The sequence below is a fragment of the Psychrobacter sp. MES7-P7E genome, assembly GCF_002863645.1.
GTDB lineage: Bacteria > Pseudomonadota > Gammaproteobacteria > Pseudomonadales > Moraxellaceae > Psychrobacter.
On record NZ_PJBU01000094.1, the window covers coordinates 39,912 to 66,573 of the forward strand.

Annotated in this window: 15 protein-coding genes; 3 read left to right on the plus strand and 12 right to left on the minus strand. The window is 44.1% G+C overall.

Annotated elements, in window-relative coordinates; translation table 11 throughout:
• Positions 1–88: 88 nt before the first annotated feature.
• The 7 genes from CXF62_RS07190 to CXF62_RS14995 all read right to left on the minus strand — a co-directional run bounded on the left by CXF62_RS07190 (position 89) and on the right by CXF62_RS14995 (position 19,500).
• Positions 89–1,528: a reverse transcriptase family protein gene (locus tag CXF62_RS07190; protein ID WP_102093585.1), complete on the minus strand. Its 1,440-nt coding sequence runs from the start codon at positions 1,526–1,528 to the stop codon at positions 89–91.
• A gap of 3 nt (positions 1,529–1,531) precedes the next feature.
• Positions 1,532–3,808, minus strand: a complete 2,277-nt coding sequence (locus CXF62_RS07195) for a hypothetical protein (RefSeq protein WP_102093587.1) — start codon at positions 3,806–3,808, stop codon at positions 1,532–1,534.
• Entirely contained in the window at positions 3,805–11,475 is a 7,671-nt protein-coding gene (locus tag CXF62_RS07200; protein ID WP_102093588.1) for a HEAT repeat domain-containing protein, read from the minus strand. The genes CXF62_RS07195 and CXF62_RS07200 overlap by 4 nt, the downstream gene beginning before the upstream one ends.
• Positions 11,476–11,577: 102 nt before the next feature.
• Positions 11,578–14,979 (minus strand): BRCT domain-containing protein, encoded by a 3,402-nt coding sequence (locus CXF62_RS07205; RefSeq protein WP_102093589.1) that lies wholly within the window; start codon positions 14,977–14,979, stop codon positions 11,578–11,580.
• Between the two features lie 608 nt (positions 14,980–15,587).
• On the minus strand, positions 15,588–16,328 hold the full coding sequence (locus CXF62_RS07210; protein ID WP_057760236.1) for a proteasome-type protease: 741 nt from the start codon (positions 16,326–16,328) through the stop codon (positions 15,588–15,590).
• Between the two features lie 42 nt (positions 16,329–16,370).
• Positions 16,371–17,156: a transglutaminase family protein gene (locus CXF62_RS07215; protein WP_101205892.1), complete on the minus strand. Its 786-nt coding sequence runs from the start codon at positions 17,154–17,156 to the stop codon at positions 16,371–16,373.
• Between the two features lie 73 nt (positions 17,157–17,229).
• Positions 17,230–19,500 (minus strand): circularly permuted type 2 ATP-grasp protein, encoded by a 2,271-nt coding sequence (locus CXF62_RS14995; RefSeq protein WP_102093591.1) that lies wholly within the window; start codon positions 19,498–19,500, stop codon positions 17,230–17,232.
• Positions 19,501–19,721: 221 nt separating this feature from the next.
• On the opposite strand from CXF62_RS14995, the gene CXF62_RS07225 reads away from it, so the two are divergent.
• Positions 19,722–20,360, plus strand: coding sequence for a GDSL-type esterase/lipase family protein (locus CXF62_RS07225; RefSeq protein WP_102093593.1), 639 nt, complete (start codon positions 19,722–19,724; stop codon positions 20,358–20,360).
• A 159-nt stretch (positions 20,361–20,519) separates the two neighbouring features.
• On the opposite strand, the gene CXF62_RS07230 is transcribed toward CXF62_RS07225, so the two are convergent.
• Genes CXF62_RS07230 through CXF62_RS14785 form a run of 3 tightly spaced genes read right to left on the minus strand, consistent with a single transcriptional unit; the run spans position 20,520 to position 22,849 of the window.
• Complete coding sequence (locus CXF62_RS07230; RefSeq protein WP_102093595.1) at positions 20,520–21,608, minus strand: DUF2855 family protein; 1,089 nt, start codon at positions 21,606–21,608, stop codon at positions 20,520–20,522.
• Between the two features lie 33 nt (positions 21,609–21,641).
• Positions 21,642–22,562: a hypothetical protein gene (locus CXF62_RS07235; RefSeq protein WP_197707703.1), complete on the minus strand. Its 921-nt coding sequence runs from the start codon at positions 22,560–22,562 to the stop codon at positions 21,642–21,644.
• 5 nt (positions 22,563–22,567) lie between these two features.
• Entirely contained in the window at positions 22,568–22,849 is a 282-nt protein-coding gene (locus CXF62_RS14785; protein ID WP_197707704.1) for an NAD(P)-binding protein, read from the minus strand.
• Between the two features lie 118 nt (positions 22,850–22,967).
• Between CXF62_RS14785 and CXF62_RS07240 the strand changes: the two genes are divergently transcribed.
• Positions 22,968–23,540, plus strand: coding sequence for a TetR/AcrR family transcriptional regulator (locus CXF62_RS07240; protein ID WP_102093596.1), 573 nt, complete (start codon positions 22,968–22,970; stop codon positions 23,538–23,540).
• A gap of 83 nt (positions 23,541–23,623) precedes the next feature.
• Complete coding sequence (locus tag CXF62_RS07245; protein ID WP_102093598.1) at positions 23,624–24,367, plus strand: M90 family metallopeptidase; 744 nt, start codon at positions 23,624–23,626, stop codon at positions 24,365–24,367.
• Positions 24,368–24,448: 81 nt separating this feature from the next.
• On the opposite strand, the gene CXF62_RS07250 is transcribed toward CXF62_RS07245, so the two are convergent.
• Positions 24,449–25,375: a Tle-like phospholipase domain-containing protein gene (locus CXF62_RS07250; RefSeq protein ID WP_102093599.1), complete on the minus strand. Its 927-nt coding sequence runs from the start codon at positions 25,373–25,375 to the stop codon at positions 24,449–24,451.
• Between the two features lie 482 nt (positions 25,376–25,857).
• Complete coding sequence (locus tag CXF62_RS07255) at positions 25,858–26,526, minus strand: hypothetical protein (RefSeq protein ID WP_102093600.1); 669 nt, start codon at positions 26,524–26,526, stop codon at positions 25,858–25,860.
• Positions 26,527–26,662 lie beyond the last annotated feature (136 nt).

Sequence of the window (26,662 nt, forward strand, 5' to 3'; positions counted from 1 at the left end):
ATATAGTTCCGAGCTAACATGCTTTACTTGAATGAGTATTAGAAATAGGATTTTCTAATACTCATTTTTTATAAATATAAAGAAATATCTATGCAGGTGTCTCTTGCTGTACTTGCAAACGCTCAATTCTATCTAGATAACTATGTCCCAACTCTGGCTCTGCCGAGGCTATCCAAGCGGCATATCCTGACAACGTATTTAAAGTCTCATCAGCACGCAATTGCCCGCCTGCCTCTAAATTATGTACCGCCGCCCGCAACATTTTTTTGATTTGACGAGATACCCTGGGTACGCCTTGTCCATTGACCACCATGCCAGTAACGTTATGCTGATTGCCTTTACGAATCACATGTGTCTTATCATTATTCAATGCAAAACCTTCTTCGCGTAATATCTTATGGACTGAGCCGAGCAGTTGTCCGATTAGCCTGTTGTGCTGCGCATCGGCTTGTTTCTTTGCGGTGCTGGTCGTGGCTTTAATCGTTGTTTTAGCCTTCGATTTGGGTTTGACGTCTTCAATAGCAGGAACACTAAAGGTCAAGTCGTCGGCGTAACGACTATAACGTAGCCCCAATTTTTCTGCTAACCCTGTCAAGCGGCGGTCCAGATTTAAGCAAACAATGTTCGTTAATGCAGGGCTGGTAGGCGCGCCTTGTGGCAAGGCTCTATCACCTAATGCCACATAGTAGGTAACGCCATCTTGCTGTACCACTTGCCTAGGGGACTCCGTACAGAGTAATGCCAGTAATGTCGAAATTTGCTCTGGGTAGCCAGCATGACGAAAGACCCCTTTGACACGGCGCCAGCTCACGCTAGGAAAGAAATCTTTGACATCAAGCTTAATAAGGAGCTCACTATTGCTATGTACTGCCGCGTTGGTCACGATGGATTTTCCGCGTACAAAGCCATGGGCGGCACCATGCGTCGTTAAGTTATTCAAAATATTATGCAAAATCCAGCGTTGTACAAACTTCAAACGTGGTATCGGCGACCATATTTGACGTGCTGTCCCATTGCGTTTGGCAATAGTAAAATGCGAATAAGACAGATTGGTGGCAACTTCTCTTTGATAGCACAATCCTTTTAACTGCGGAATGGAAAGGTTAACCGCTTCTGCTAACTCATTATGTTTATGCAGCAATGGCAGTTTGTTTTCAATCAGCCGATTGGCCGCGTCTTTTACGTCCCACTTATCGATACTGGTATCGTCCGTCCAATATATATGACGACCAAGATAAACCATGTGATGCGCTTTGTATGCTTGCCAAGCAGCTTTTTTGAGACTTTTTTCTTCAGCCGCCTCTTTTTTCAAAGCTTTTTTATAGCGATCCCGTTCTTTCGGGCTCATATTGTCGACAGGTTGACGATCGACCATAAAGCCTTGACTTACTAGCTGCTGCTGAACATATTGGTAACGTCCGCCCGCCAGCTCAATATCTTGCCATAGTTGCTGCCACTGACGCTCAAAAGGAGTGGGTGCTGGCTCAGGGCTGATGTAATCGTTATTGTTGGCTGTGTGTGTGGTCATACCTTACATCCCTTGGTTTTCGATAAAGCCTTTGGCTTCAAATCTGGCAATATGTTGTAAAAATGCGGCTTTGGCTTGAGCAGGTTGGTTAAACACGAAATGCTGATGTGTACTGTCATCACCCGTGGTCTGCTCGATCGTTATTTTTTTATGTGCGATGGTCAGATAGATATAAGTAATACAAGTCTCGTCTGTTGTAGCAATCACTTTGTCTTTGATACTCTCTTTTATATTGTCTGTCTTATTATCTAATGATGGTTTTGCTAGCTGTGACAACGCAGATAAGTCCATCACCAGATCTGAAGGTGCTATGATTGCCTCGTTTTTATACTGAGTGGCAACTTTAGTGGAATGGCGAATAGAGTGGCTAATAGGGTGACGAACAGGAACACGCTGACTCAATATACGGGTGTCATGCCAGCTGTCATTTTTGGCAGTGTTACTGTCGTAATTGTTATAACTCAGACGTAATGCAATAAGATGCGCGCACACGCCTTGTGTGAGTCGGTGCTGCAAGTACTGCGGACAGCTACATTCTGCCTTGGTGACTAGCCCTTCATCGCCTAATTGCAGCTGGCTGTAATAGGTTCGTCTGTCTTCTTCGACATGAATATCTGCACGAATGGTAATACCTTTGACAGCGACAGTCTCGACGGAAAATTTCTGCACGGCATCCGTACGGCTAATCAAATCAAAAGCCTGCTTTTCTGCTTCGTGGTGATAAGCGAACTGTGCCATATCAAGCGGCACTTGGCTCAAAGGTCTGTAGTGATACAGCTGCGTCGCCATCTCATAGCGAATTAAGCCTTGCTGAGTACCTGACAGTAACCACTGCTGTACTTGTGAGTGAGAAACAGGCACAGACGTTAATGAAGCATCTGCTGATAGCGACTTTACCAAATCTTCTAGCGTACTAGGGGTATTTTCCAGTGTCTTAATTAATACAGACAAGCCATTATGCTCATCGTTATTATCATTATTACTATCATCTAAGGTTGCTTTACTACTGTCTGATAACCCTTCAATAGCAGCTAATGTATTTTGCAGTGGGCGCTTTGGCAGTAACAAGTCAAAGTTTAATGACTGTGACCAGTTGGCTTGGCTAAAGCCTGTCATAGCAAAGGTAAAATGAAAGCCTTTGCCTTTTAGTGTCCAATAGCTTGGCATGCCTTGACCCAGTAGCGATACCGAAACGCTGTCAGTATGCGGCAACAGACGTTTTAATAGGCTGAGACGACGGCGACCCCATAAGCGAATGAGCTTTGCTTGTTGACCTTGATAGGGTTTTTGCTGTTGGCTAACTTGGCTGGTGACAGTAATATCAAAAGGCTCTAATATAATCACTGGCAGCTGCTGAGGTCTAAGCTCAATCAATAATCCACGGCGTTTGCCTTTAATGTCAGCATGCATACGCAGCTCAAACAGCACGTTGTACAGTGCGATTGGATCAAGATGGATGGTGTCTTGTGGCAATTGACCTGCAGACTGTACTTGCAGCAGTGCTCTGATCCAGCTTTTGGGCACATTGATGCGCTTTTCTATGATCTGTTTTTTTACGGTGGGCGTAGTTACTGTACTATCAGTATCTGCTTCAGCGGTCTCTGGCATGGTTTCGAGTAATTGTAAGCCGACCGCTTCATGACCAATGTCTAATATCGTTTGTTGATGATCTCGTATTTTCTCAATACCGTTAAACAAAGCCGCACTGTAATCAATACTGGTGGTGCCAAGGGTAGCTTCGGCATTTTGCTCAAAAATCTCATTGGTCAATGTCAATTGAGCATAGCAGCCTTCATCACGGCTAAATACCTCAAAGCTAACACCTTGCTCATGCACCTGAATAATCGGGTCCAAAATACAAAAAGCCAGTGGGTCATTGTCGAACAACCACGTGAAATAATCACGCTGCGCAGTAAATAGGTTTTTATTGCTGCTGGCACGGCGCATCTGCATAAATACCGTGTACGCTGAGCGGTCTTTTGGCACATAGCGATAATCACTACTGACCACATCAAATAGGGCTAGCAAACTGTCACGAAAGACAAGGGGAGACTTGACCTTACCGTGGAAGTTAACCTCCGATCGATTCAGCTGAGCAAATAGTGCCACATGCTGAGTGTGTTCGCTTGTTTGCGCCTCCGACAGTGAGTCTGACGATTCGTTAACTTGACTGATTTGGCTAGGTGCGGCGTAGTCTAACTGCATCATCAGGCCATCAGTGTTTGCTACTATTTCTGACTCTGTTTCTGATGCTTGGTCTAATTGATTGTCTATAGTCATTGACTGTCTCCTTCACCCTGATTGCTTTTTTGACTGCTGTCCTGACTATATGCCAACGGACGCTTTTGCTGTGCTCGTATCATGGCACGTTGCCAGCGGCGTAGTACTTTATAAGCAAGCTTCTGAATGTCTGAGTTTTCATGTGTCATGAGCGTCGTCAGCCATTGTTCAATATTTGGGTTATATAGCTGCCCAAGCGCTTCGATAGCACGGATACGAACCGTCATCTCCATGTTGTCATTACTTGCACAATAATAAAGTGCATCAGCGTCTTTTGCTCTGATCCATTGTAGCAGCTGTTGATTGATTGGTATCTCGGTAGACGAGCCCTTATGCTTCAGCGCATTCTTTACTACCGTTATTATGGATTTTTGGGTAGATGTACCGCTTTGTTCAATACGAGTTAGTAGCGTTGATAGTAAGGTTTGGTTATCATAAGTGAGCGGCGGTTGAACCGTAGTTGATACGCTGCTCAATGTTGGCACTATATTTGATAACACCTTATCTTCAGCGACTGGTCTGGCCAGTAGTGCCAATAGCGCTTGCTGCCACCAACCACTAACAGTCGTAGAAAGCAGTGGAATAGAAGTGATGGTCAATGGTTGACGAGAATCATTGAGCCAATCAAGCATTGCCTCGATTTGCTTAGTAGCCGCTTTATCGACAGCACCTTTGGCAGTTGTAATGGATATATGACGCATGATTAGCCACACCAGTTGTCTGATGGTGGTACCCACTTGCTCAACCATGCCAATCCACTGACTATTATTGATGGTCGTTGGGCTGCGGTTGATGGTGTCGATAAGCGTGTGCCATTGCTCGCTTGCAGTGTCAAAACGCTGCTGCAACGTCGCAACCATTTCTTTGTCTAAATAGTTAGTTGGATATTGGGTCAGATAACACAGTCCAATATGCTGTGTCAGGGGATTACTACTGGTAATTAACGCGGTAAGCTGTGATGTTGGCATATCTTGCTTGGCCATAATGGCATTTTGCAGTGCCATCAGGGTATCGGCTGGCAAGTGCTCACCATGCTGCGTGATGAATGTTGCCAGCTCATCGATGCTGCTATTATCAATAATACGCTTTAGGCTCAAGCGCTCCGTCTCTTCTACAAAGTCATCATTATGGCTTTGGATGGCTGCCCAATCATAAGGATAAATCTGCGACGCGAGACTACCCCAGGTTTTCTGTGCCGCAGTATAAGCTACCATGAGCACAGCACGATCTAGGTTGCTCGTTTTTAAAATATCTAAAATTAATGCTTTATTGGCATCGTTACCATTCATCTGCAGTAGCCATACCGCATGCCTTTGTGGACGGAAGAATATGGCTTTATCGATATGAGTGCGGATATAGCTGCGGATTTGTTCCCAAGCAGGCGTTGTGTTGAGCCAGCGCAGTCCATTTAACCAATGGACAATGGCGGGATTGGTGAAATGGACTGCGGGGTCTGACAAGTGCGATTTTAATAGCTCAAAAATATGCGAACTATGCTCAAAGTCACCACCTTGTGCAAGGCGACCTAAGGCTTCACTGGCCACGTCTTGTAAGTAGTGCTCGTCGTCCTCGGCCAGTTTGATTAACTTATCATAGGCTTTGTATAAGGTATGAACCTGTAAGTTTTTATCGGCATTGTCCGCAGGTGAGCTAGCATTAGGCGAGTCAGCATTTTGATTTTGGTTTTGATGGTCACTGCTGCCTAGTAGCTCGCCAATGGCTAACACACTGCAGCTGCGGAACTCAGCATCAGGGTTGTAATCTATCGTGGCCATCAAGATGTTGACTCCATCAGCGTGACCGCACTTAGCCAGTCCTTCAGCCGCGGCAAATTGCACATCAGCGTCTTTATTACGCAGGGCGTTTTGTAATGAGGCAATGCTGCTATGTCGTCTTTTGGCTCGATATGCCAGTGCCTCGACCAATTTAAAGGTATGGTTAGCTGGCATCTGCTCGTAGGTTAATGCTAAAGCGCTATCAATGCGCGAGGATAAATCACTGTCATCCGATTGCACCCATGCAAGTGACGGTAATAGCTGCGCGGCAAGCGCATAATCACTATGATTCATAAGCGTAGTAAACAGTGACAGCAAGACTTGCGAGTCTCTAGGGTGCTGACGTTGTAACCAGCGCGTGTCTTCACGCTCGTCTAGGTAGTCATCGATGTTTTGATCGTAACCGCTGATTTTCACTAAAGTGTCAAATAAGTATTTACGCTCCTCTTTATGCTTTTGCGGCGTGTGCTCAAACAGGTTCTCTAAACGCTGTAGTAATGGTGCGACCAGATGCGTATTACGCAGGTCAGCGATATCACTATAAATAAACTGTTTAGGTTTGTTGATATGTGGGTCATCAAGTAAGGCTAATAATCGTAAGTGCGCTTCATTGGCGACCTGTTCAGCAGTCGCAATATCAAAGCTACTCTTTAAATGACCTTCTAAAGTGTTCTTATTGATGAATTGGTACGACGTGAGTGCCTCAGTAAGTAATTTCCAGCTACGATATCTCTCATTACTGGACTGAGCGTCTTCAGCAAAATCAAACAAGCTATCAAATAGCGTGCTGTCCGCAAAGAGTACGTCATGAAACTCGATCAGTTGACTCAGTGCTTGATATTTTGCATTCCAATCATCACTCTTCACAGCATGCAGCAAAAACGTCAGCTTTTCTTGGCACTGCACTGACGGCGATTGACTGTTTGCAAAGGGCGTGACGATGACTTGTTTCCATTCAGCAACGATCTGAGGCAGTAACGACTGACAATAAGTCTGTAGCCCAAGCAAGCTGGCTGGCAGATGGCCTAGTCGGCCTTTTAACAGCTGATAGGTCTCTTCTGCTAAGGTGTGATTATTGGTTTTTAACAAATCAATGAGTTGTTGATCAGCGCTACCACTGACAGTCGCTGTATCCGATGGTTTGCTTTGCTGCTGTACGGCATTGTTATTTGCGGTACCTAGCAATAGATCCAAGCCGCGTTTGACCATATCGCGGTAGGGCGTGCTCATGGCATAGTCAGCCAGTTTTTTGGCTGGCATGTCCAGCTTATACAAGCATGCCCAAGCCAGCTCACGAGTGTCAAAACTACTGTGGTTGAGTAGTGGCAACAACACGCGACTGGTACTGTCTCGCCAATCCTCATCGTTATTAGTGTTGTTATTGGTGTTAAGCTGCGATGATTGAGTAGCAAGCCACATTAGCCCTCGAATGGCTTGGTCTGTGGTGCTGCTATTAGCATAATAATCATCGCCTGCGCGTATGACGCCAATCCAAGCGCCAAAAGCAAGGGACTGGTATGGATAATGCACCTCAGAACTGTCTTGTTTGTCAGTAGGAGAGCTATCGCCTGCCATATTAACGGTGGCCGTAACTGGGTGAGCACTTAACAATGCCTGCAAACTGCGTTGCCATTTTTGTAATGTCTCAAAAACATCGTCCTCATCGTCATAATAATCATGAGCGAGTAATTCAGATAAGTTACAGATAATATCGATAGTTTGGGCGCGTACCAATGGCTGCTGATGTCGACTGAGGTTGGCGAGCTGTTGTAAGTTTTCGGTACTCACCGTCGTTAGAATACTTGCTCGGATAGAGGCCGTATTATTCGACTGTCCTTTAACACCACCTTTATCTGCCGCGTTTGGTATAGCATCCATCATCATCGTGATGACTTCAGAGTGAGACGATAAAACACTGCCTAATTGACGTGACAAGTAATCACTTAGGTACTGCCACGTTGACGATAGTGCTTGCTGGTTATTAGGGTGTTGTACGTTATTTGGGTAACGAGCGAGTATGTTGGCGTAGACTACTGCCGTGTCATTATCAGCAAAGCTTAATGTTTCTATCAGTCGATTGGGCCTGACAGTGCTGGTAGCGGTCTTTTCAGGAGCTTGCCTGCCACCTTGCAAGCCATTCTGTAAATCATTAAATATCAATAACAGTCTGGCTGCTACTGCATAGGACTCTGACTCAAACAAAGGCTGTAATTGTCGTGCATGTGTAATACCTAAACCGTGCTGCGCTTGAAGCCAATAAACAGGCATTTTTGATGCTACCAGATTGCTATTGTCGATATTGCCATAAATATCATGAGTCAACAAAGCCTGCCCACGCGTATCACCTAGGATAGCCAAACCAAAATTGGCACAATGGCAAATAATGGGGCTCTCATCTTTTTGCCATTTGAGCAGCAGATCAATATCGTTTACAGTCACCATGAGCGTGAGTGTTGGAGCAAGTGATTTAAAATCGGCGTCAGGGTGGTTTAAATATTTATCGTACCAGTTAAGCGCGTTGTATGTTGAGGGATAAGCTAGCTTTGATAAACCAAATAATGCTTGGCCTACATGACTGTACCACTGAGTATATGTTTCACTTTTTTTGTCCTGAGAGGGTATTGGTAGATCTAAGTAATGCTTAAAGACTTGGTACGCTTGCTCATCACTTCGCTTTGCCTGTTCTTCGTCAGCATATAAACGAGATTGGCTGGCCAGCAGTTGAGCGACTGTTAGCTGAATATCAGGATAAGGACTGTTGAGGGCCGCGGTAATCAATGCTTCGTGATGATTCGGTTGATCATCGGTGCTACTATCATCTAGGCTACTGTAATCCGCTAAAATAGTAGGCTGTAAGTCTGTCAGCGCCAAAGCGACCGTCAAAGCTTGTTTACGTAGCTCAATACTGTCATCAGCGAACATAGCCACGATAGCTGGCATCAACTGTGTCAGCTGAGTCGTATTCGCTCTGGCTTGCACTGTCGTAAGGGCCAGTTGCTTGGTATCAGCATAAGGGCTGGCAAGCGCGCTCAACATGACGTCAGCAAACCCTAAATGCTTGCTTTGCTTAAGTGCGATGTCAAAGGCTTGTTTGCGAATAGCGGCAAACGTATCTGAAAAGAATAGGGTCAGGACAGCTTGATTGGTCTTTTGACTATCAGTTTCTTCAGTTTTATTCGTTTTATGCTTCGAGTTCATCGCTAGCAACAGTCGTTGCCATTCTTCTATCGCCACTTGGTGCACATCTTCAAAAAGGCTTTGCTGCAATAGCTCAATAATGTCAACGATAGCACTGTCAGAAACATTTTTAGAAATATTGTCAGATGACTGCTTAAATTGGCGGTTTAATAGAACTTTAACCACTTCTAACCGAATACTGGTAAAAGGGTTGTTCAATGCCTGTAGCAGTATGTCTGTCATCTCTGACGACATCTGAGTGCTTTTGTCACCACTATTTGAGCTATCTGCTGCAACATGCTTTAAAAACAGTGCTAAAGACTGCTCGTGAATATCTTGATGTTTAGAAGCAAAACCTGTCGCTGCCCAAGACAATGCATTGTCTGCCAATTTGCCATAGGCTTGCATGGCGACTTGGCGCACGCCAGCGTCCTTATCATCTAGTAATGTCGGTAGGACTGCTTTGGCGTCTTCTATATTTAAATGACCAAGCGCTGTGGCGACACCAGCACGGATGATGGCACTGTCATCATGGCTCATTAGACTAATCAGGGTGCCAAACGCTCGTTTGTCTTGTAGGCAAGCCAGCGTATAAGCCGCTCGGAAACTGATATCTTCGTGACTATTGCTTAAGCTTTGTAATAATGGCTCTAACGTGTCATTGCTTAGCTTTATAGATTCAGCAACAGGCTTCTTGGATTTGGCCGTTTTAGCCTTACTTTTAGATGCTTGGGTACTATCTGCTTGCGAGATAAAATCTTGCGTAGATAAGGTTAAACGGATCGCCTCATCGGATTCTGATTGTTTAACACTCTTATCATTTGCCGCTGCGTTGCTAGCATTATCTAGTAGCGTGCCGCGCAGTAAGCGAAAGTCATCAAAATCAGTCAGGGTACGTAATGTTTGCGTGTCACCTTGCTGTTTCAATGCCTCTATCAACTTAGGCTGAGACAACAATGAGACGTAAAACGCCGTTTGCCTAATCTCTGTATTACGATGATTCTGTAGCAGCATCAACTGACGCGAGACTTCAAGATGGTTTAGCATACCGCGCTGATACAGACGAATCAGTCCTGATTGGACAATGTCTGACTGATTGCAGTCTAATGCCATCAAATCTGCTTGAGGGCTGTTGTCAGGCAATAGTGTCTCAAGCGAGGCCAATGCTTGCTTACGAATATTTGCAAAACTGTGTGACAACGCCTCTCTTAAAATAGGCAAGATGCGGCGCTGACTAGTGGCATCCTTCATCGCAACCTTTAAGTAACCTTGTAACGCAGAAGCCACCACTTCTTCGTAGTAACGGTTTTTAAAGGCTTCTTCTAGATAATGCAGCGGTCGCTTCGCCGTACTTGCGCGGTCGGCCAAGGCATGAAAAGCAGCAAGGCGTACTTTTGCACTGTGCGCTGAGCTTAGTTGCTGCTCTAAAACCTGTGCAGTTTTATCAAGATTAGTAGTCGCAACCCACTGTACCAATTGCAATGCTTGGTTAGCCGTGAGCGTGTCGCTATCAGCAAGTAATTTTTTAACCAGCTCTAACGTTTGGTTATCTGCTTGCGCCTGTAGCAGCGCTAGACCTTCTTTAAACGACACATCATTATTATTTGACGTATCTGTCAGTAACTGGCTGATTCTCTGATAGCCGTCTTTGATGATATAAGTGACTGGGAGCAACTTACTGTTTTGTGCCGTACTATTCTGTGACGTACTTTTAGTATGGTCAATAGGTATGAAACGTAAGCTCTGATCGGCACTGACGACGATGAGCGTTGGTTGTTCAGCATAAGAAGATAAGACGATCTGTCGAGCCTTGGTTAGATCCTCTTTACAGCTGTTTGGCTGACCTTTATCAAATGCCCATGATTTAACACTCTTGTCATCAGCGGCAGTGAACAACCGTGTGTCTGAGACACAAAGCGCCGTGATCATTTCGCTGTGTTGGCTAGACTTGGCTCTATCAACAGGGTGCAGATCGCCTTGGACATGAGTACGGTATAAGCACTTATCTGCGCCTGCTGAGAAGAAGTGCTGCCCGACTGGCTCAAAACAAAGCGCGTTCACTTTACCTTGGTGGAGCTGTTTGCGGCTACTTAGAGTGAGCTGGACACCATCTGAGGTCCATTGATAGCTACTAACATCTCCCGTTTTATCTGCCACGACTAACCACGAACCATCACTTGAGGTTGCTAGCGCTGTTAATGCAGACTCCTTACTTGATGCTGCTATAGAAGACGAGTAAGGCTCAACGATGACAGTACTGCTGGCTTGACTGTCCTGATAAGGCCATACGACAATGTATTTTGGATATAAGATAGCCAAGGCATCTTGTAGTTGTGCCATTGCTACGGCACGGCCTATATCATCGTTATTATTTTTAGGTGCATCGAACAAGGATGTAGCACTGGTCTTCTTAACTTTCTTTGCTTGCCAATCCGTTTGATAAAGATGACCATCATCACCAATCATCACAATAGTGCTGTCATCTATTTTGGTGATCGCTTGCATCGCACAAGGCAGCGCTGTTGTCGATAAGCTGAATTGCTCACCTTGTTGATCAAGGACGTATAAGACCGTAGCAGATGCTCGCTGCTGGCGAGTAATAAAAAGACTGCGCCCATCTTGCTTGGTTGTCTTTTGAGTTGCCGCTTGGGTGCTGTTGGCCTTACTGACTAAGCCAATAATTTGACCCCAATAGGGGAGTGTTATTGTTTTCATGGTGTTATCTCAGTTGAGGTGACGTCATATTTTTTTTGAGTATTTTTTTCGAATATAAAAGCTTGCTAGTAGCTATTTATCTATATCTGTTTGCCAAAGCCGTTAAGCCGATGCCACTGGCTGCAGATTTTTACATAGCTCAGGATAGCGATGCAATAGCCGTGTGACGGCAACCAAACACGCATGACGCTCCATCTTGCCTGCCGAGTGCGTAAAGGTGAACAGTGTGGGCATAATGAGCGCCGCAAAGGTGCTGTCAGCCAACGCCACATCACGAAAGGTCTCAATCAACGCCAGTTTGGCACGACTCGCAGATATGGGTTTTAGTGTGATATTGCTATCTGACTCAGATGTATCTGATGACTGTGGTGATGCTGAGTTTTTATCTGAGTAACGTTGATTTTTGTGCTTATTACTGTCACTAGTACTTGGCTCTTGCGAACCGCCTAGACGACCAGGTGGTAGCTCAAAGAGACCACGGCGTAGCAGCATTAGTAGCTGATCAGCTTCTGCAGGCAAGCTTGCCAAACGTTTATCTGACTGCTCTGTTATGACTGGTTGTGCGCTGTTGTCTTTATCTCGTGCAGCATCTTTATCTTTACTATCGCTACTGGCTGGTTGCCAGTTTGGAGACACGTGACGCGTCTTGTAGTGTTTCCATAGCATGGTCACGGCAGCATAACGTACTTCATGGTCTGTACTTTGGGTCAATCGATATAAAGACTGCACATCTTGGAAATTAGCATGACGCTGCAGCAAGGTGATACCGATTTGGCGAGCGACTCGCGCTTTGCTTTCAATCAACGCATTCAACATGCCAGCATTCAACTGTGCTGACTGAACGTGGTAACGTCGATTGGCAACGGATGGCTTATCCAATAGCGCACGCTTTAGCAGTTGAGTGATATCCGTATAGGGAGATTCTGCCATCATCAGCCATAGGGCTGGCGTTGTTTGCCACGTCGCCATCTCATACTTACTCAGTAATAAGCCAAAGTCTCGCAGCTGGCTGTTACGGTGTTGCAATAAAGGAATGACGCGCTCCGCATTAAAGAATGAAGAAGGGATAATCGCATCAGGATCGACTGGTCTGTCTGTCAATGCCATGCAAATCTGTTCATGATGATGACTGAGGTAGCTGATCGCAAGCTCACTGATAGGTGCAGTAGCATCATCTGTTGCCATATGCCACAGTGCATTGGCACCTGCAAAAGTATCGTCTTCAGACACCTCTCGTGATTGACCGCTTAGCATCTGTAAAAAAGCGGTTTCGGAAATAATCTTTAGCGGCGCACCATCAGCGATTAAGCTTTCGGCTTTAACTTGCTTGCTACCTTTACGGCCATTACCGTATAACGGTGAACCATCATCACCGATGACTAAGTAATCTAACTTACCGTTGACAGCACCACTGATGGCACCATTAGCCGCTTTCACAACTTTTTCGGCCTCGCCACGAGTCATACTTTGCATCTTGCCTGTGAATAAATAGCGTTGGCCGGTTAAATCTACTTCAGTAGCGGCACTGCTATCAGAACCTTTATTGTCAATGCTATTACTGGAAGCGTTGTCAGTAGAGGCGTCTTCATTACTGTCAAGATATGCGACAAAGTCGGCAGGCAAGAACCCTTTGTTAATGCGCTCAATAGCAAATTCACGGTAGAGTGCTTGTTCGCTATGCGCAAGATTCATAAGCCAGTCGAAACCTAAATCTATCGGCGCAAACCGACGCACATCAGACAGCCAATCTCGCACGTTTTCTGCTAAATACTCATCAAAGGCCAAGTGCTTTTGCCAGTTTTTAATAAGAGTGTCAGCAGATTTTAATTGTTCAATATATTCACTTACCTGCCAGTCAGGCTCATAGGCAAGTGCATGCCAATAACTCATATCAAGCGTCGCCGCTGACAGTACATCTTCATCAAACCAATCGGTAATAGTGGATTGCGACAGTGGATGTAATAGCAGCATTTGCCATACTGCCGCGTTTACTTGGCTCAAATCCAAACGTCTGAGCTGATCCAACGCAAAGTCCATGCAGTCGCTATCGTTATAAGCAGAGAAGTCTTGTTGCTCTGGTATGTCTAGCTGCTGGGCAACACGAATAAAGTATTCAGTCCCTAGCTCTTTGGCACTATAAAGCTCAGGCAGTTTTTTTATTGCAAATTTTACGCTGTGTGTTCTACCGCTAGTCAATCGTTCAAAAAACCACTCAGGGGTCAAATCACGCCTTGTAAAGTGTTTGCTAAGTTGTTTACTCGCCGTTTGATAGTGATGCTCTGTATCTAACAGCTGACCCCAACCGTTGACACCAATATCAGCAACAGGGTCACGACTCAGGATACTATTGATGGCAAATGCTCTAACAGGTTCATAATCTGACATGGCAAGCAACATCAGCTCAGTGAGTGATAAGTCCTGAGCGTAGCTTTTGGCATAGCCAATCGCATATTGATAGGCGGCAGGATAGTGTGAATGGAGTAGTTGTAGCACCACTTGATGCAAGCCCAATGTTTTAAATTTAGACTTTTCAAAATGCGGTGAATTTTCTAATAGCCAAACAATCATCTCATCACGCGCTTTACTGTGCGCTTGTCCAGCAGATAGATATTGTAGCGTCTCACCACTCACATCACGTAGTTGGGTTTTGAAATCGTGCTTTAGGCTATCGGTTGCGAACTGTCTGACAGCCTCATTTTTGGCAATAGCCAATAGCTGGATAAGTGGTTCAGGGTCTCGTTGCCACGCCTCAGAGAACGCGCGACCTTTGGCATCAAAGAGCTTGCGAGGTGAGCGACTGCTGAATCGATTGACGCCATAATCAAGGCTGTTATGGAAACAGATGTGATTGAGTACCCAGCTGTTCGTTTGTGCAAGGCTACCTGCCGTCATGGTTTCGTCATAGCTGGCGAGTACACAGACGGCAGCATCAATATAGCCAATCGGCATTTGCTGACCCAACTGCCGCAGATAACGCCATGCTCTAAGGCTCATATAGGTTTTGGTGGCGAGACTGACCGCAGAGTTGGCGGTTTGATTGAAACGCTGTAAATCAATCTTGGCGGCTATTTGTCCAAATATCTCATAATCTTGAGAAAATTCAGCTTGCTTATAAATACGCTTTAAACCCTTCCACGCACCATAGCTGACTGGCAAAGCCGTAATGGCTTGTTTTAAGATGGCTCTAGAGTACGCGCTGCCATCTTCCCACAGTGCGGTCAGTGTTATATGGATCTTATAGCGATCTGGGAGAGGGTAAACGCCTTCGTCTGCTTCCAATTTGGCAATCATTGCCACGCGCTCTGCAAACTGTACTTCGGGATGTTGCTCCCGAAATTGATGACTAAATATCTTATCTAAAAACCGATCAAAAGTAAGCTCATGCTCAGGGATGGGCGACTCAGGAATATCATCAACTTGTGTTGCTAATAAACATAACTTATCAACCAAGCTAGGATCTTGGGCTTGCCAAGCTTGCTGAATTTGTGCGAAGGACAGACTCATAGAAATTTGCCTTAATTTTTATTTTGTCGGTGCGCGTAATTTTGTAGCATTATAAAAGCGCGTTTCACAGAAAATATCAAGGACTTTTGTAAGGAAATATATGGACTGCGACATATAGCGTCGCGCATGATTTTATTTGCAATTATATATTGACAATAATAACTGTGATGAGGCAAACTTAACGAGTTGTGAGATTTAGCGTTTCACCGTTTACGGTGAGGGGCGACGTTGCGTCGTCCACGAGTCAAGCCATTACATTTTACCCAAGGAAGACTGTTTCAGTCCTGCTAATACCTAGATAACGGCCCTAGTGTCATTAGCTCGCTGGCGCAATCACGCAATCGTGATTGAGCTAATGCACTAGGGCCGTTATCTAGGTGCAGTCCAGTGAGTCTTCCATGTACCAGGTCATGAGGTAGATTACACAACAATTGAGTGTGACATCGCTATGATGACATTCAAGGCCTTTAAAGCAAAACCGGATTAGGGCTGTTTATTCAGCGCTATTCCGGTTTTTTATTGCCTGATTATTAGTTGATAATAAAAAAGCCCTTTGTGATAGACAAAGGGCTTTTTAGTGCAGAAAATATGATTTTATACGGAACTATTTATCCCCAATAACCATCAGGACATTTAGGCAATTCAACTAACGTGCGACGTAACGCATCTGACCATTGATGACGGATGGTGTTAAAGTACTCGTCACGCTCATCAATACGTCGGCCGTTGGGCAGAGCTAGGCTGTCATTGTCATAAAGTACAAAATCTATCGGCATACCGACTGATAGATTTGAGTGAATCGTGGAATCAAATGATAGCATTAATGCGCGGGCTGCGTGTCTTACATCCGTGTTATAGCTGACAGAACGATCCAAAATAGGTTTGCCATATTTGCTTTCACCTAATTGAAAAAAGGGCGTATCTTCTGTGGCTTTGATGCAATTGCCTTCAGGATAAATCAGGTATAGCTCAGGTGGCTGTCCTTTGATTTGACCGCCAAGCATAAACGAGCTGGTAAAGGCGCCATCGCGACTAGAGTTAGCGACTGCTTTTGCATGGTTCATCTTTTCACGCATACATTCACCAACCATTTGCGCAGCATCAAACAACGTCGCTACTGTGTTGAGGTTACTCTCAGCACGCTGGTCAATGTCGCTTTGTAGTTTATTGAACACTGCCTGCGATGTCGCTAAGCTGCCAGCTGTCTGTAGCACCATAAAGCGCTCGCCTTCAACGCCGTATTGATACAACTTTCTGAATGTCGATATGTGATCAACACCGGCATTGGTGCGCGTGTCACTGGCAAAGACCATACCGTCTTTTAGACGAATGGCAGCACAATAAGTCATAAAATACCCTTGATGAATAAACGTAATAAAAAATAGCAAACGCTATGATAGCTTTTTGACTAATACCAAACTGTAAAGATTTTCGTAACCGCCGCCCATACGCACGCCGCGAACAGGCGCCGTATCTAGATAATCTCGCCCAATAGCCACATACACATGTGAGTTTGGGGTAAACGCCTGATTTGAGATATCAAAAGTATACCAGTAACCATCCAGCCAAACCTCAGCCCATGCGTGACTGGCCATGTGATTTTCGGTATCGTCATACAGATAACCGGACACATAACGCGCTGGAATTTGTTGATCGCGCAAGATACCTAAAAATACATGTGTATGGTCTTGGCACACACCGGCACTTGTCGCAAATGCCTCAGCAGCAGTTGTGCCCACATGTGTGACGTCTTTAACAAAAGGCATTTTCATAATAAGGGCATTCGCCATCGCCTTTAAGCTGTCATGAGTAGGGGTTTTCAGATATGGTGCTGCAAATTCTCGCATCTCTTGTGAGCATTTGGTCAACGGGGTTTGTACGGTAAATAGCAGGTAGGGGACATGATCCATATCCTCTAAACGTTCGGTTTCGGTGTTGATCTCAACGATACCCGACGCCTGCATTTGTAAGTTGTTATGTGCCTCGTTACGACTGAGCGTGAGCCATGCATTACCAAAGCCGTCCTTTTGGTTGGTCGCCACTTTAGGGAGCATGACATCCCATTTATGAATGGTTTGGTGCGGCATTTGCATGGGGGTCATGCGTATGTACTGTACACTGCGCTGCGCCAGCTCATCGTAATAATAGTTGGTTTGGTGACTGATTTGAAGTTTCATAATATCTTCTCCTTTTTCTGTTTATTTCATATGTCTCATGAGCCATTATTATTGGTTTTTGGCTAGACACCTTCTATACACCTTGACTCAATATGAGATTGAACTCTTTGCTAATCAGCGCAAAATCACTAAATTTCTTTGACCTAATCATCTGGTTGGTCAAGCGGATAAGCTCACGCCAGCGCGTATTTTCCGGTAACTCATTAATCCAGTGTCTGAATTCAAAACTGACCTCTGTTGAATCCTCTCCCAACAAGACGGCACGCTCAAGCTGCTCAAAGTGACGTCCTAATTGCCAAAAACAAGTCACTGTCGGATTTTCTTGTTTCATCGCAGCGTTACACGCGTGTAGCTGCAAGGTCGCCGCTCGATACGTGCCAGCACTCGATAAACGCTTGATCAAGTTGTATAACTCAGCAGTATCTTTACCAATGACGCCTTTGGCCTCTTGGACATTGTCCTCAATCGATTGCACAATATTGGGTATGATGTTTTGTTCCAAGTCAGACATCATTTGTGCTTTCATGGTGGTAAGTGACGCTTCACCATCAACGGCAAACCCTAAATGACTGATTAAATGCTTGATCTGTGATTTTTTGAGATCGCCTTTGATGAGCTGTTTCATGACATCGTCATAGTAATACAAGCGCTCACTATATCGGCCTAGCCATATTAAGTGACTGGCGGTAGAGAGTAGCAGTATCATGGGCGCATCATCTAAACTCTCGTAACCGGTTTCTAAGGGCTGGACGCGATTATAGTAGTTCGCATGCCCTAAAGCGTTGCCTGTAGAATTGACACCTACTGAGGATAAAGGCGCGCACTTGTCGGCTTGCTGGCTGTCTAAATCACTGTCATCAATAACCCAAGTGTCTTTGATACCGCCGCCTTGCGATGAATTGACGACCAACGAGCCTTCAACCATGGCCACTCGTGTCAGACCACCGGGTACGATATCTACCGTGCCATCACCATGACTGAGAATAAAGGGACGCAAGTCAATATGACGCGGTGCGATACCATCGCTCACGGCAGTGGGGTTGGTAGATAGTGAGATGGTTGGCTGAGCAATAAAGCCGGCTGGGTTTTCAAGCAGACGCAGGCGATATTCTTCGATTTCTTCTTTGGTTGATGTCGGACCAATAAGCATCCCATAGCCGCCTGAGCCTTGCGTTTCTTTTACCACCAGCTTGTCCAGATTATCAAGCACATATTTGAGATCATCAGGCTTACGGCACTGGTATGTCTCGATATTAGGTAGGATAGGCTCTTCATTTAAATAGAATTTAATCATATCTGGTACAAAAGGATATAAACTCTTATCATCGGCCACGCCCGTACCTGGGGCGTTAACAATCACCACGTTGCCAGCGCGATAAGCACTCATTAGCCCTGATACACCCAATATGGAATCAGATTTAAAGGCTAACGGATCAATATAGGGATCATCAATGCGGCGGTAGATCACATCGACTTGTACCTTGCCACGAATACCTTGCATATAGACTTTGCTGTCCTCAACGACCAAATCATAACCATGAACGAGTGGTACATTCATCTCATGCGCTAAAAAAGCATGCTCATAATAGGCACTATTAAAGCGACCTGGCGTTAAAATGACGACTTGCGGATCATATTTGGATGTTGAGCTGGCAAGACAGGCTTTGAGACGGTTGGGATAATCACTGATGCCCATGATAGGCGTTTCAGTAAATATATCAGCTAAGAGCGTCTCTGATATATTGCGGCTCTCAAGCATATATGAGACGCCTGACGGGGTACGCAGGTTATCCTCTAACACACAAAATTTACCTGTCTCGTCTCGAATCAAATCAATACCGCTGATGTGCGAATAGATAGGCTTGTCGAGCTCAATGCCCATCATCCATGGCTCATAGCAGCCACTGGCATAGACGTAGCTGGCAGGGACAATATCTGCCTTCATGATGGCTTGGTCATGGTAGATATCATGTAAGAATGCATTGAGAGCGGTGATCCGCTGTTTACAGCCTGCTTCTATTTGTTTCCATTCGCTCGCGGCAATAATGCGTGGAATGATATCAAACGGAATCATACGCTCGATGTTTTTGGCATCGCTATAGACAGTAAAGGTGACCCCTTTACGGTAAAAGATATTTTCTGCTTGTTCGTTTAAATAATTGAGGGCATCCATGTTGATGTTATCAAGCCAATGACCAACGGCTTTTGCAACGGGACGATACTGACCTTTATTCGTTTGGAGTTCATCAAAACTTGGTGCGCGTGATGGGGGAGTGTCTGTTGAGTTACTGTCTGCTGACTTATTTTGTGATTGACTCTGGGATTGAGATGATTTTTTATTCATAAGTACCTCACGTATCCTTGGTAAAGTTATACTTTATGATGAATACACTGTCTATGCTAGGTAGAGTAGCACTTGTACTGCGCCCAACAGGTAGTCTATCTCCTGTATGGACTATACAACGGTTACTGAGCAATATACAACAAGAGTTAAATAATAGATTTTTAAAAACTTGAACCTAAATCCAATAAGTTTAACTCAATAGAAACAGTAGGAGAGAAGACATGAAGCTACGTGGTAGGTTCTTAATGCTGGCAGGTATAGGGTTGTCAGCGACTATCAGTGTGACTGGCTGTGGTAGCGAACCACAACAAGATATCTTGCCTGCTGGTAGCACAGTGGTCGCACTTGGCGACTCATTAACCTATGGTTACGGCGCAAACCCTAAAACAGCGTATCCTACGGTGCTAGCAGAGCTAAGCAAATGGAACGTCGTTAATGCAGGCGTCAATGGTGACACTTCTGCAGATGTGCTTACTCGCGTGAATAAGATTACTGAGCAAAACCCAGATTTAGTCTTACTGGGTGTGGGAGGTAATGATGTATTGCAGCGCATTTCGCCTGATACGATGCGGGCTAATATCATCGCGACTATAGACACTTTGCAATCCAACAATATTGATGTTGTCCTAATCGCTGAGCCATATTTCAGTACTAGTGCTTTGTTTGGAAAGGTAAGTGATAATCCACTGTATGAAGATATTGCGGAAACTGAAGGCATACCTCTGTATTCTGATGGCTGGTCCACTGTACTGTCAGATGATGCATTGAAATCTGATAAAATTCATGCCAATGCGGCAGGCTACAGACAGTTCGCTGAAGGGTTGCATGGTTATTTAAAAGAGGAAGGTTGGGTACATTAAACCGCGAATATTAACCTCGAAAACGGTCAGTAGGGCGTATGCGTTTGGCATCTAGAATACAATACGGAAAAAGCAGAGTGCCTAGTCAATAGGCGCTCTGCTTTTTTATTAATGACGAATAAACAATTTCTATAGTCAGGCTTTTATAGCCTAGCCATTCTAATCACCCATGACTACTACCAAACCTTCATCAGCAGCTATTTTACCTTCGCAGATATCTTTATAAACCTCCAGTAAACCCTTAACTCCATCAAGCTCCTGAATCTTTAACCACGCACTAGTTTTTGCGGTGCTATTCATGATGTAACGCATAGAGCGTTTATTGAACTCTTCAGGGCCCCATTCTTTCATACGTTGCTGTACATGACTGGGCGCAAAAAACTGTTGGCTACGTTCTTGAATGATACCTTCGGTATGACGTGGTTCGTCCCAGTGCGTAAGACCGACATTGCTGGTGTAGCGCATGTTATCGCCTAAGTGTCTATGTAGACGGCTGAGCACGTCGGTATTGGCCGACATATCGACAATAACCGTCGGCTTAGTTGCATCAATCTGCTCTAGTGTGTCATAGCTAAGCACACTGTCATAAGCGTCAATTGACTGAACGAAATCTATATTACGGTTTGAGGTGAGACCGATAACGTGCGGTGCGTCTTTATCATCAACTAAGCCGTATGCTAAGCCAGTACTGGTCTTGCTAGAGGCACTGATAATCACCACTTGCTCTGCGCCAAACCAGTCATTACTCTTCAATAGATCATGTAAGCAGAATGAGGTTAAGTGCAATACAAACAGTAGCATGCGCTGATTGTCATTGGCATGGTCATAACCAGGTTCATAATTGACGCGCTGATACATATTGTAGCCAGGCGGCAGCTCGGCACGATGGGCACTACCATCCAGCAGGCTGCTCTGCGTGACTCGCTTGGGTGTTACGATTAATTCATTGGCGGGCGGGAAGTAACCAAATAAGCGCTCACCGACAGGTAGTGCATCACTATTGGACTCTACAACATCGCCAAAACCCCAGACTGGAATAATACCCCATTTCTCAGGCTCGTCACCATTTGGCGGAAAAAACTGCCAATAGCGTAATTGGTCACCCATGACTGCATAAGTAATATTATTCGCAGTAAAAGCAAAGCGATCAACTTTGACACGTACTTCACCATCGCCTAGGGTATGTACAGGCGTCTCTTGCAGGCGAGCTTGGGTTAGGTTTGCTTTATTGGTCTGAAATTCTTGCATGGTTATTTCCTTTTTTATTTTATAGTTATCGGATTAAGCATTAGCAGTTTTGGCTTGACGCGCTGCCGTAATTTGCATGATTTCACCCATGAGCTTGGGCATGTTTGCAGCGGCTTTTGGTCCTGCTTCCTTTAGACGTTTAAGGATAGCTAACTCTTCAGGTGGTGTACCTTCGCTGGCTCGTACCAATTTGGTGAAGCCATCTAATCGATTGTTAATCATCCATTCACGTAGCGCAGGCTCTTTTGACCAACGCATTTGATTCTGCATTTGTTTAACAAGGCCAACTAAAAAGTCCGTATCATGATTTGGGATTGGCACCACTTGGCATAACTCATTTTTGACAGTTTCGTCATCATAATTGGCTTCAATGTGGGCGATGAACGCCGCACTGAACACAGGCTGATAGGTACGTACGGTTTGCACCACCACGGTATCACCTTTGAACACATCATACGTCTCTGTCACTGGTACTGCCCGTGCAGAGCAGTCGATATGCATGGTGTTGGGAGTGGTAGAAATGCTGTCCTCACCAAAATAAATCTTGTCAGTATCTAAGCGAGTCACGCGCCCTTTACGCACAATGTTTTTAACACGGCGTAACTGCTTAAGCTCTTCACTGCTAATGGTAGCGCCATGGAACATTTGCGGGCGTACATTTGGATCAATACGCATTAATACGCCGCCTTTTTCTAATCGATTAAACAGGTCTTCGATGTTTTCAGCTTCAGCAATCGCTTCTGCTTGAGTAGCCTGCGCCCCTATAGTATGGGTGAAAAAATCACGAGAGGGTTGGGTGTTTTTACGATCGATCAGCCAAGCATCTCTTGGCATAATCCACGTGATATTGTCTGGGTCAATTTGATTCTCTAGTAGCCATAAAACCGCATCTATACCCGTTTTTCCGCCACCGATAATCACGTAACCATCACGGGGTTTGGTTAAACTCGGCAAATCATTTAATGGGCCAAACTTAACACCTTCAGCAATCTCAAAGTTTGGGGTATGGGTTGCTGGTACTGAAGTTTTAAAATAAGTACCATCAATGATTTTCTTATTGACCTTAACCTCTGCAATGTGACAAACGAATAGGCATCGTTCCAATGACCACCTGGCTTATGATGTTTATCGACAATAATAATATTAGCATCAGTTTCTGTGAGCAGCACATCGGCAAAAGCCATGCCCACCGCGCCACTACCAATGATTAGATAATCCGTTTCTATCTGTTGAATACTCATAGCGTCCTTACTCTAAGTTGAGTTTCTATCAACACAAGCAATTCATAATTGTTTGTGTATAACAGTGTTATATACTAGAATAACACTGTTATAATTGTCAAGACATAGTGAGAATCTAATGGATGCCAGAACCAAAATACTAAACGCTGCATCTGAGCTTTTCTTAGAAGGGGGCGGAGACGCCTTGAGTGTACGCGCTATATCCAAGCGGGCAGGACTGTCCACCATCGGTATATACAGTCACTTCCAAGGTAAGCAAGGCATACTAGATGCGCTGTACATAGAAGGATTTAACCTAGTCCGTGAAGCCATGGATGTCATTTCAGAAGGTAAGGCAAACAAAGAGCAAGTATTAGAGGCGTGCCTAGGGTATCTCAATGTAGGCGAGAAATATGAAGCGCACTATCGGCTAATTTTTGGGGAATCTGACGCAGGATATCAGCCCTCAATCGAGGCCATTGCAGCCAGAGATAGCGCATTTTCAAAGTTGGTTCGGGTGGCGGGTTCTTATTTATCAGAAGATGCTAGCATGACGGAACGTCGGCAAATAGCGTTAGATATCTGGGCCATCGTACATGGGTACGTCAGTATTAGTCACCATGTAGTGTTCGCCGATGAACTGGATCTAGACTGGAAGACCATGGCACTTCGTGTGGTTGGAGTACAGTTGGATGCCATAAAGTCTTCTTAATAACGATATTGGTATATTTGTGGCAAGTGAGTGCATGCTAGGCTGGGTTATTTCAATATCGTAAGGTCTAAGGATAGCAAATTATGTTTGGCATCATAAAAGACTGGCGTGAACAGCGTATATTAGATAATAGCGAATTTACTCGAGCTGACTGGATGCAGGCAGCTGAACGTATTGTGATACTTGATAGATTAAGTATTGACGAGATGACACATTTATTTGAGCTAGCAACGTTATTTTTGGCCGATAAATCCATCACTGGGGCACAAGGCTTTGAGATTACCAATGCTGTCAGACAATCGATTGCACTACAAGCGTGTTTGCCGATCTTAAACTTAGGTCTTGACTGGTATGCTGGCTGGTCATCGATTATTATTTATCCTGGCTCGTACAAAAGCAACAGTACCACGGTAGATGAATTTGGTATCGTCCACGAAGGCAGTCAACATCGTAGCGGGGAAGCATGGCTGCGAGGGCCTGTCATTCTTTCATGGAAAGATGCCAAGCACTCAGGCGAACGTGATGGACACAACGTTGTCATTCATGAGTTTGTTCATAAACTCGATATGATGAATGGCCGCGCCAATGGCTTTCCACCGATGCAACATGATATGGATCCTGCAAACTGGACACAGATTATGAGCCGCGATTTTGAAGATTTTCAAACACATCGCAAGTCAGGACTTGATCGTTATGGCGCAACCAATCCTGCTGAGTTTTTTGCGGTTTTGAGTGAAGTGTTTTTTGAAACACCGCAAAAGCTGGTTGATGCTTATCCGGATATTTATCAGATTATGGTGCAGTTTTTCAAACAAACACCTATCTAGATTTAATTCTTATTGTGTGAAGCATTAGCCTCATAAAACCGGAATATTTTAAGAGTCTAAGCTAAGCTTTGTTTATTCACTCTATTGTTCACAGGATTTAAAACTTGAATTTTTAATTATCTTTAACGGTTCAGTCATATCAGCTTTTGTACGGTTATATATAGATAGGTCAGCAGCCCAAAGCATATTGCGCGTCAGAACCCATCTGTAGTGTGAGTAAATACTCCATGATTTTATGCGATTATATTCATCAGCAGTTTGATTTTTAGGGGCACCAATATTATCGACTCCAGGCCATTTATAAAAGAACGGACTTCTTACCATTTTCAACATTTCATTACCAGTTGATGCCAACCATATGTCTTCGTCTTCTTCTCCATCTGCATAAATTTTTGGACTTGGATTAAAAGCCCAAGCCTGAGATATGTACTTTTTCGTAGATGGGTCTTTAATCACATGAACGGCTAATCCTGCACCGAGCGAATAGCCTGCAACAACAATTGTAGTATTTGGATTTGCTTCCGCTATTTTTGTAACATATTCTCTTGCTAATTTGTATTGTTTTTTACTAAAAAGTAAGTTTGTAAATACCCAGTCACGTTTCTGGTCTGATCCAGTGAATGCAATTATTATTTCTTTAAGCTTTGTTTTATCAGATGTTTCATATAGCTTAAAAGTTCCTACCTCAAAACCAGAAGTGTCTGACTTAGGCCAGTCATATATTTCCAAATAAGAGGGAGTTTGAAAAAAATGATCTTTACTTTCTTGTGATAGGTCATCTGGATATTGACCCTGAAGTACTAGTGTACTAGCTAATGCGTATATATAACCTTTTTCCGCTATTTCCAAATGTTTCGAAGTCTCATTAGGGAAAGGAGGATACTTCATATCATGTAAGTATCTCTCATTGCACCAAAAATTGCCTGCTTCACGACTTGTTGTAAGGGAACCAATCATAGAGCAACTAGATAAGAGAGCTAAAGCCAACGTTACTATAATAATTCTCATAATATTAACATCCTTGTTAGTTATTTCTTACCTCATGCATTTTTTTAAATAATTTCTAATGCTCAACCTTAAAAGCACTTAAGAGCATTATGATAAGCAGTAATTTTTCTATGCAATCAGGAGATTTAAGACTTAGCAAGTCCTGATTTGACTCGAATTAAGGTCGATGTTGGTTTTCGTATTCCAGTTAAATAGCTACGTAAAATTTCTCATAGAGTAGGCTATATGACCACAGTCACTTTTTACGTACATGTAGAAAATACTTTGGTTATTCATCTAAAGACACATCCAAAAACCTGATGTGAAACACCTTTAATACTACACTAGTGATTATAAAAATTAGCTTCAATATATTCATTATATTGAATATAAATATAAAAGACAATAAAAAGGGCAGTACATCTGATTTGATGTATTGCCCTTTTCTAATTCGGTTTGTCTATTAAATCAGCTAACCATGTATCCGTTGACTATATCTGCTGCTAAACTGTCCATTGATCATTAATAATGGCCACCAGATAACGCTTCCCTTGATACTCGTCAAATACCAAGCGCAAAACACGCCAGTCCATACCATCATACTCATCCGTGCCTTTATGATAAAACTCCACAACGTCTGATGTTTGGTATATATCTTTTAAGTTATTGATAGAATTACCGTTTTTTCTGAATTCATTGACATTGGTAATAGCGTTGTTGAACTTTTTGCCATCCACCCAAGTATCCAAATAAGTAGGCAACGGCGTGACCAATAGATCGCCAGTACCGTCTTTTTCGCCCCAAGTAAATTGAATGTTAGACTGCTGTAAATACTGTGCAAATTGCCTGCGGCTAAAGACTTTATCTGACTCAGGCCGTACATAAGCGTACATTGAAAAACGAACGCCACGTATTGGATGGATATCATTAGTGATTCTAGAAAAATCCTTATTTGCCAGTGCGCGCTGTATACGTAACGCTTGCTGTCTAAGGGTTTGCTGGCTGATATCAGCATTACTAGGTGTTGATGAACTACTGGTTGGCTGAGATACAATGGCTTCGCTGGACTCAGAAGCAGACTGACAACCCGTCGCAGCTAGCGTGAATAGCAAAAAACTACTAAAGGCTAATGTCGCAGATTTTTCCTTAAAAAAAGCAGGTAATGTCATCATAAAATCATCCTTAGCACAGTTATTAGCGAAAGAAACATCACTATAAATTGTCATGGGAACCGGTAAAAAATACCATAAAAGCGTTATGTAATCGATATTTTGGTAAGTAAACCTGAATGATACGATAATACAGCAG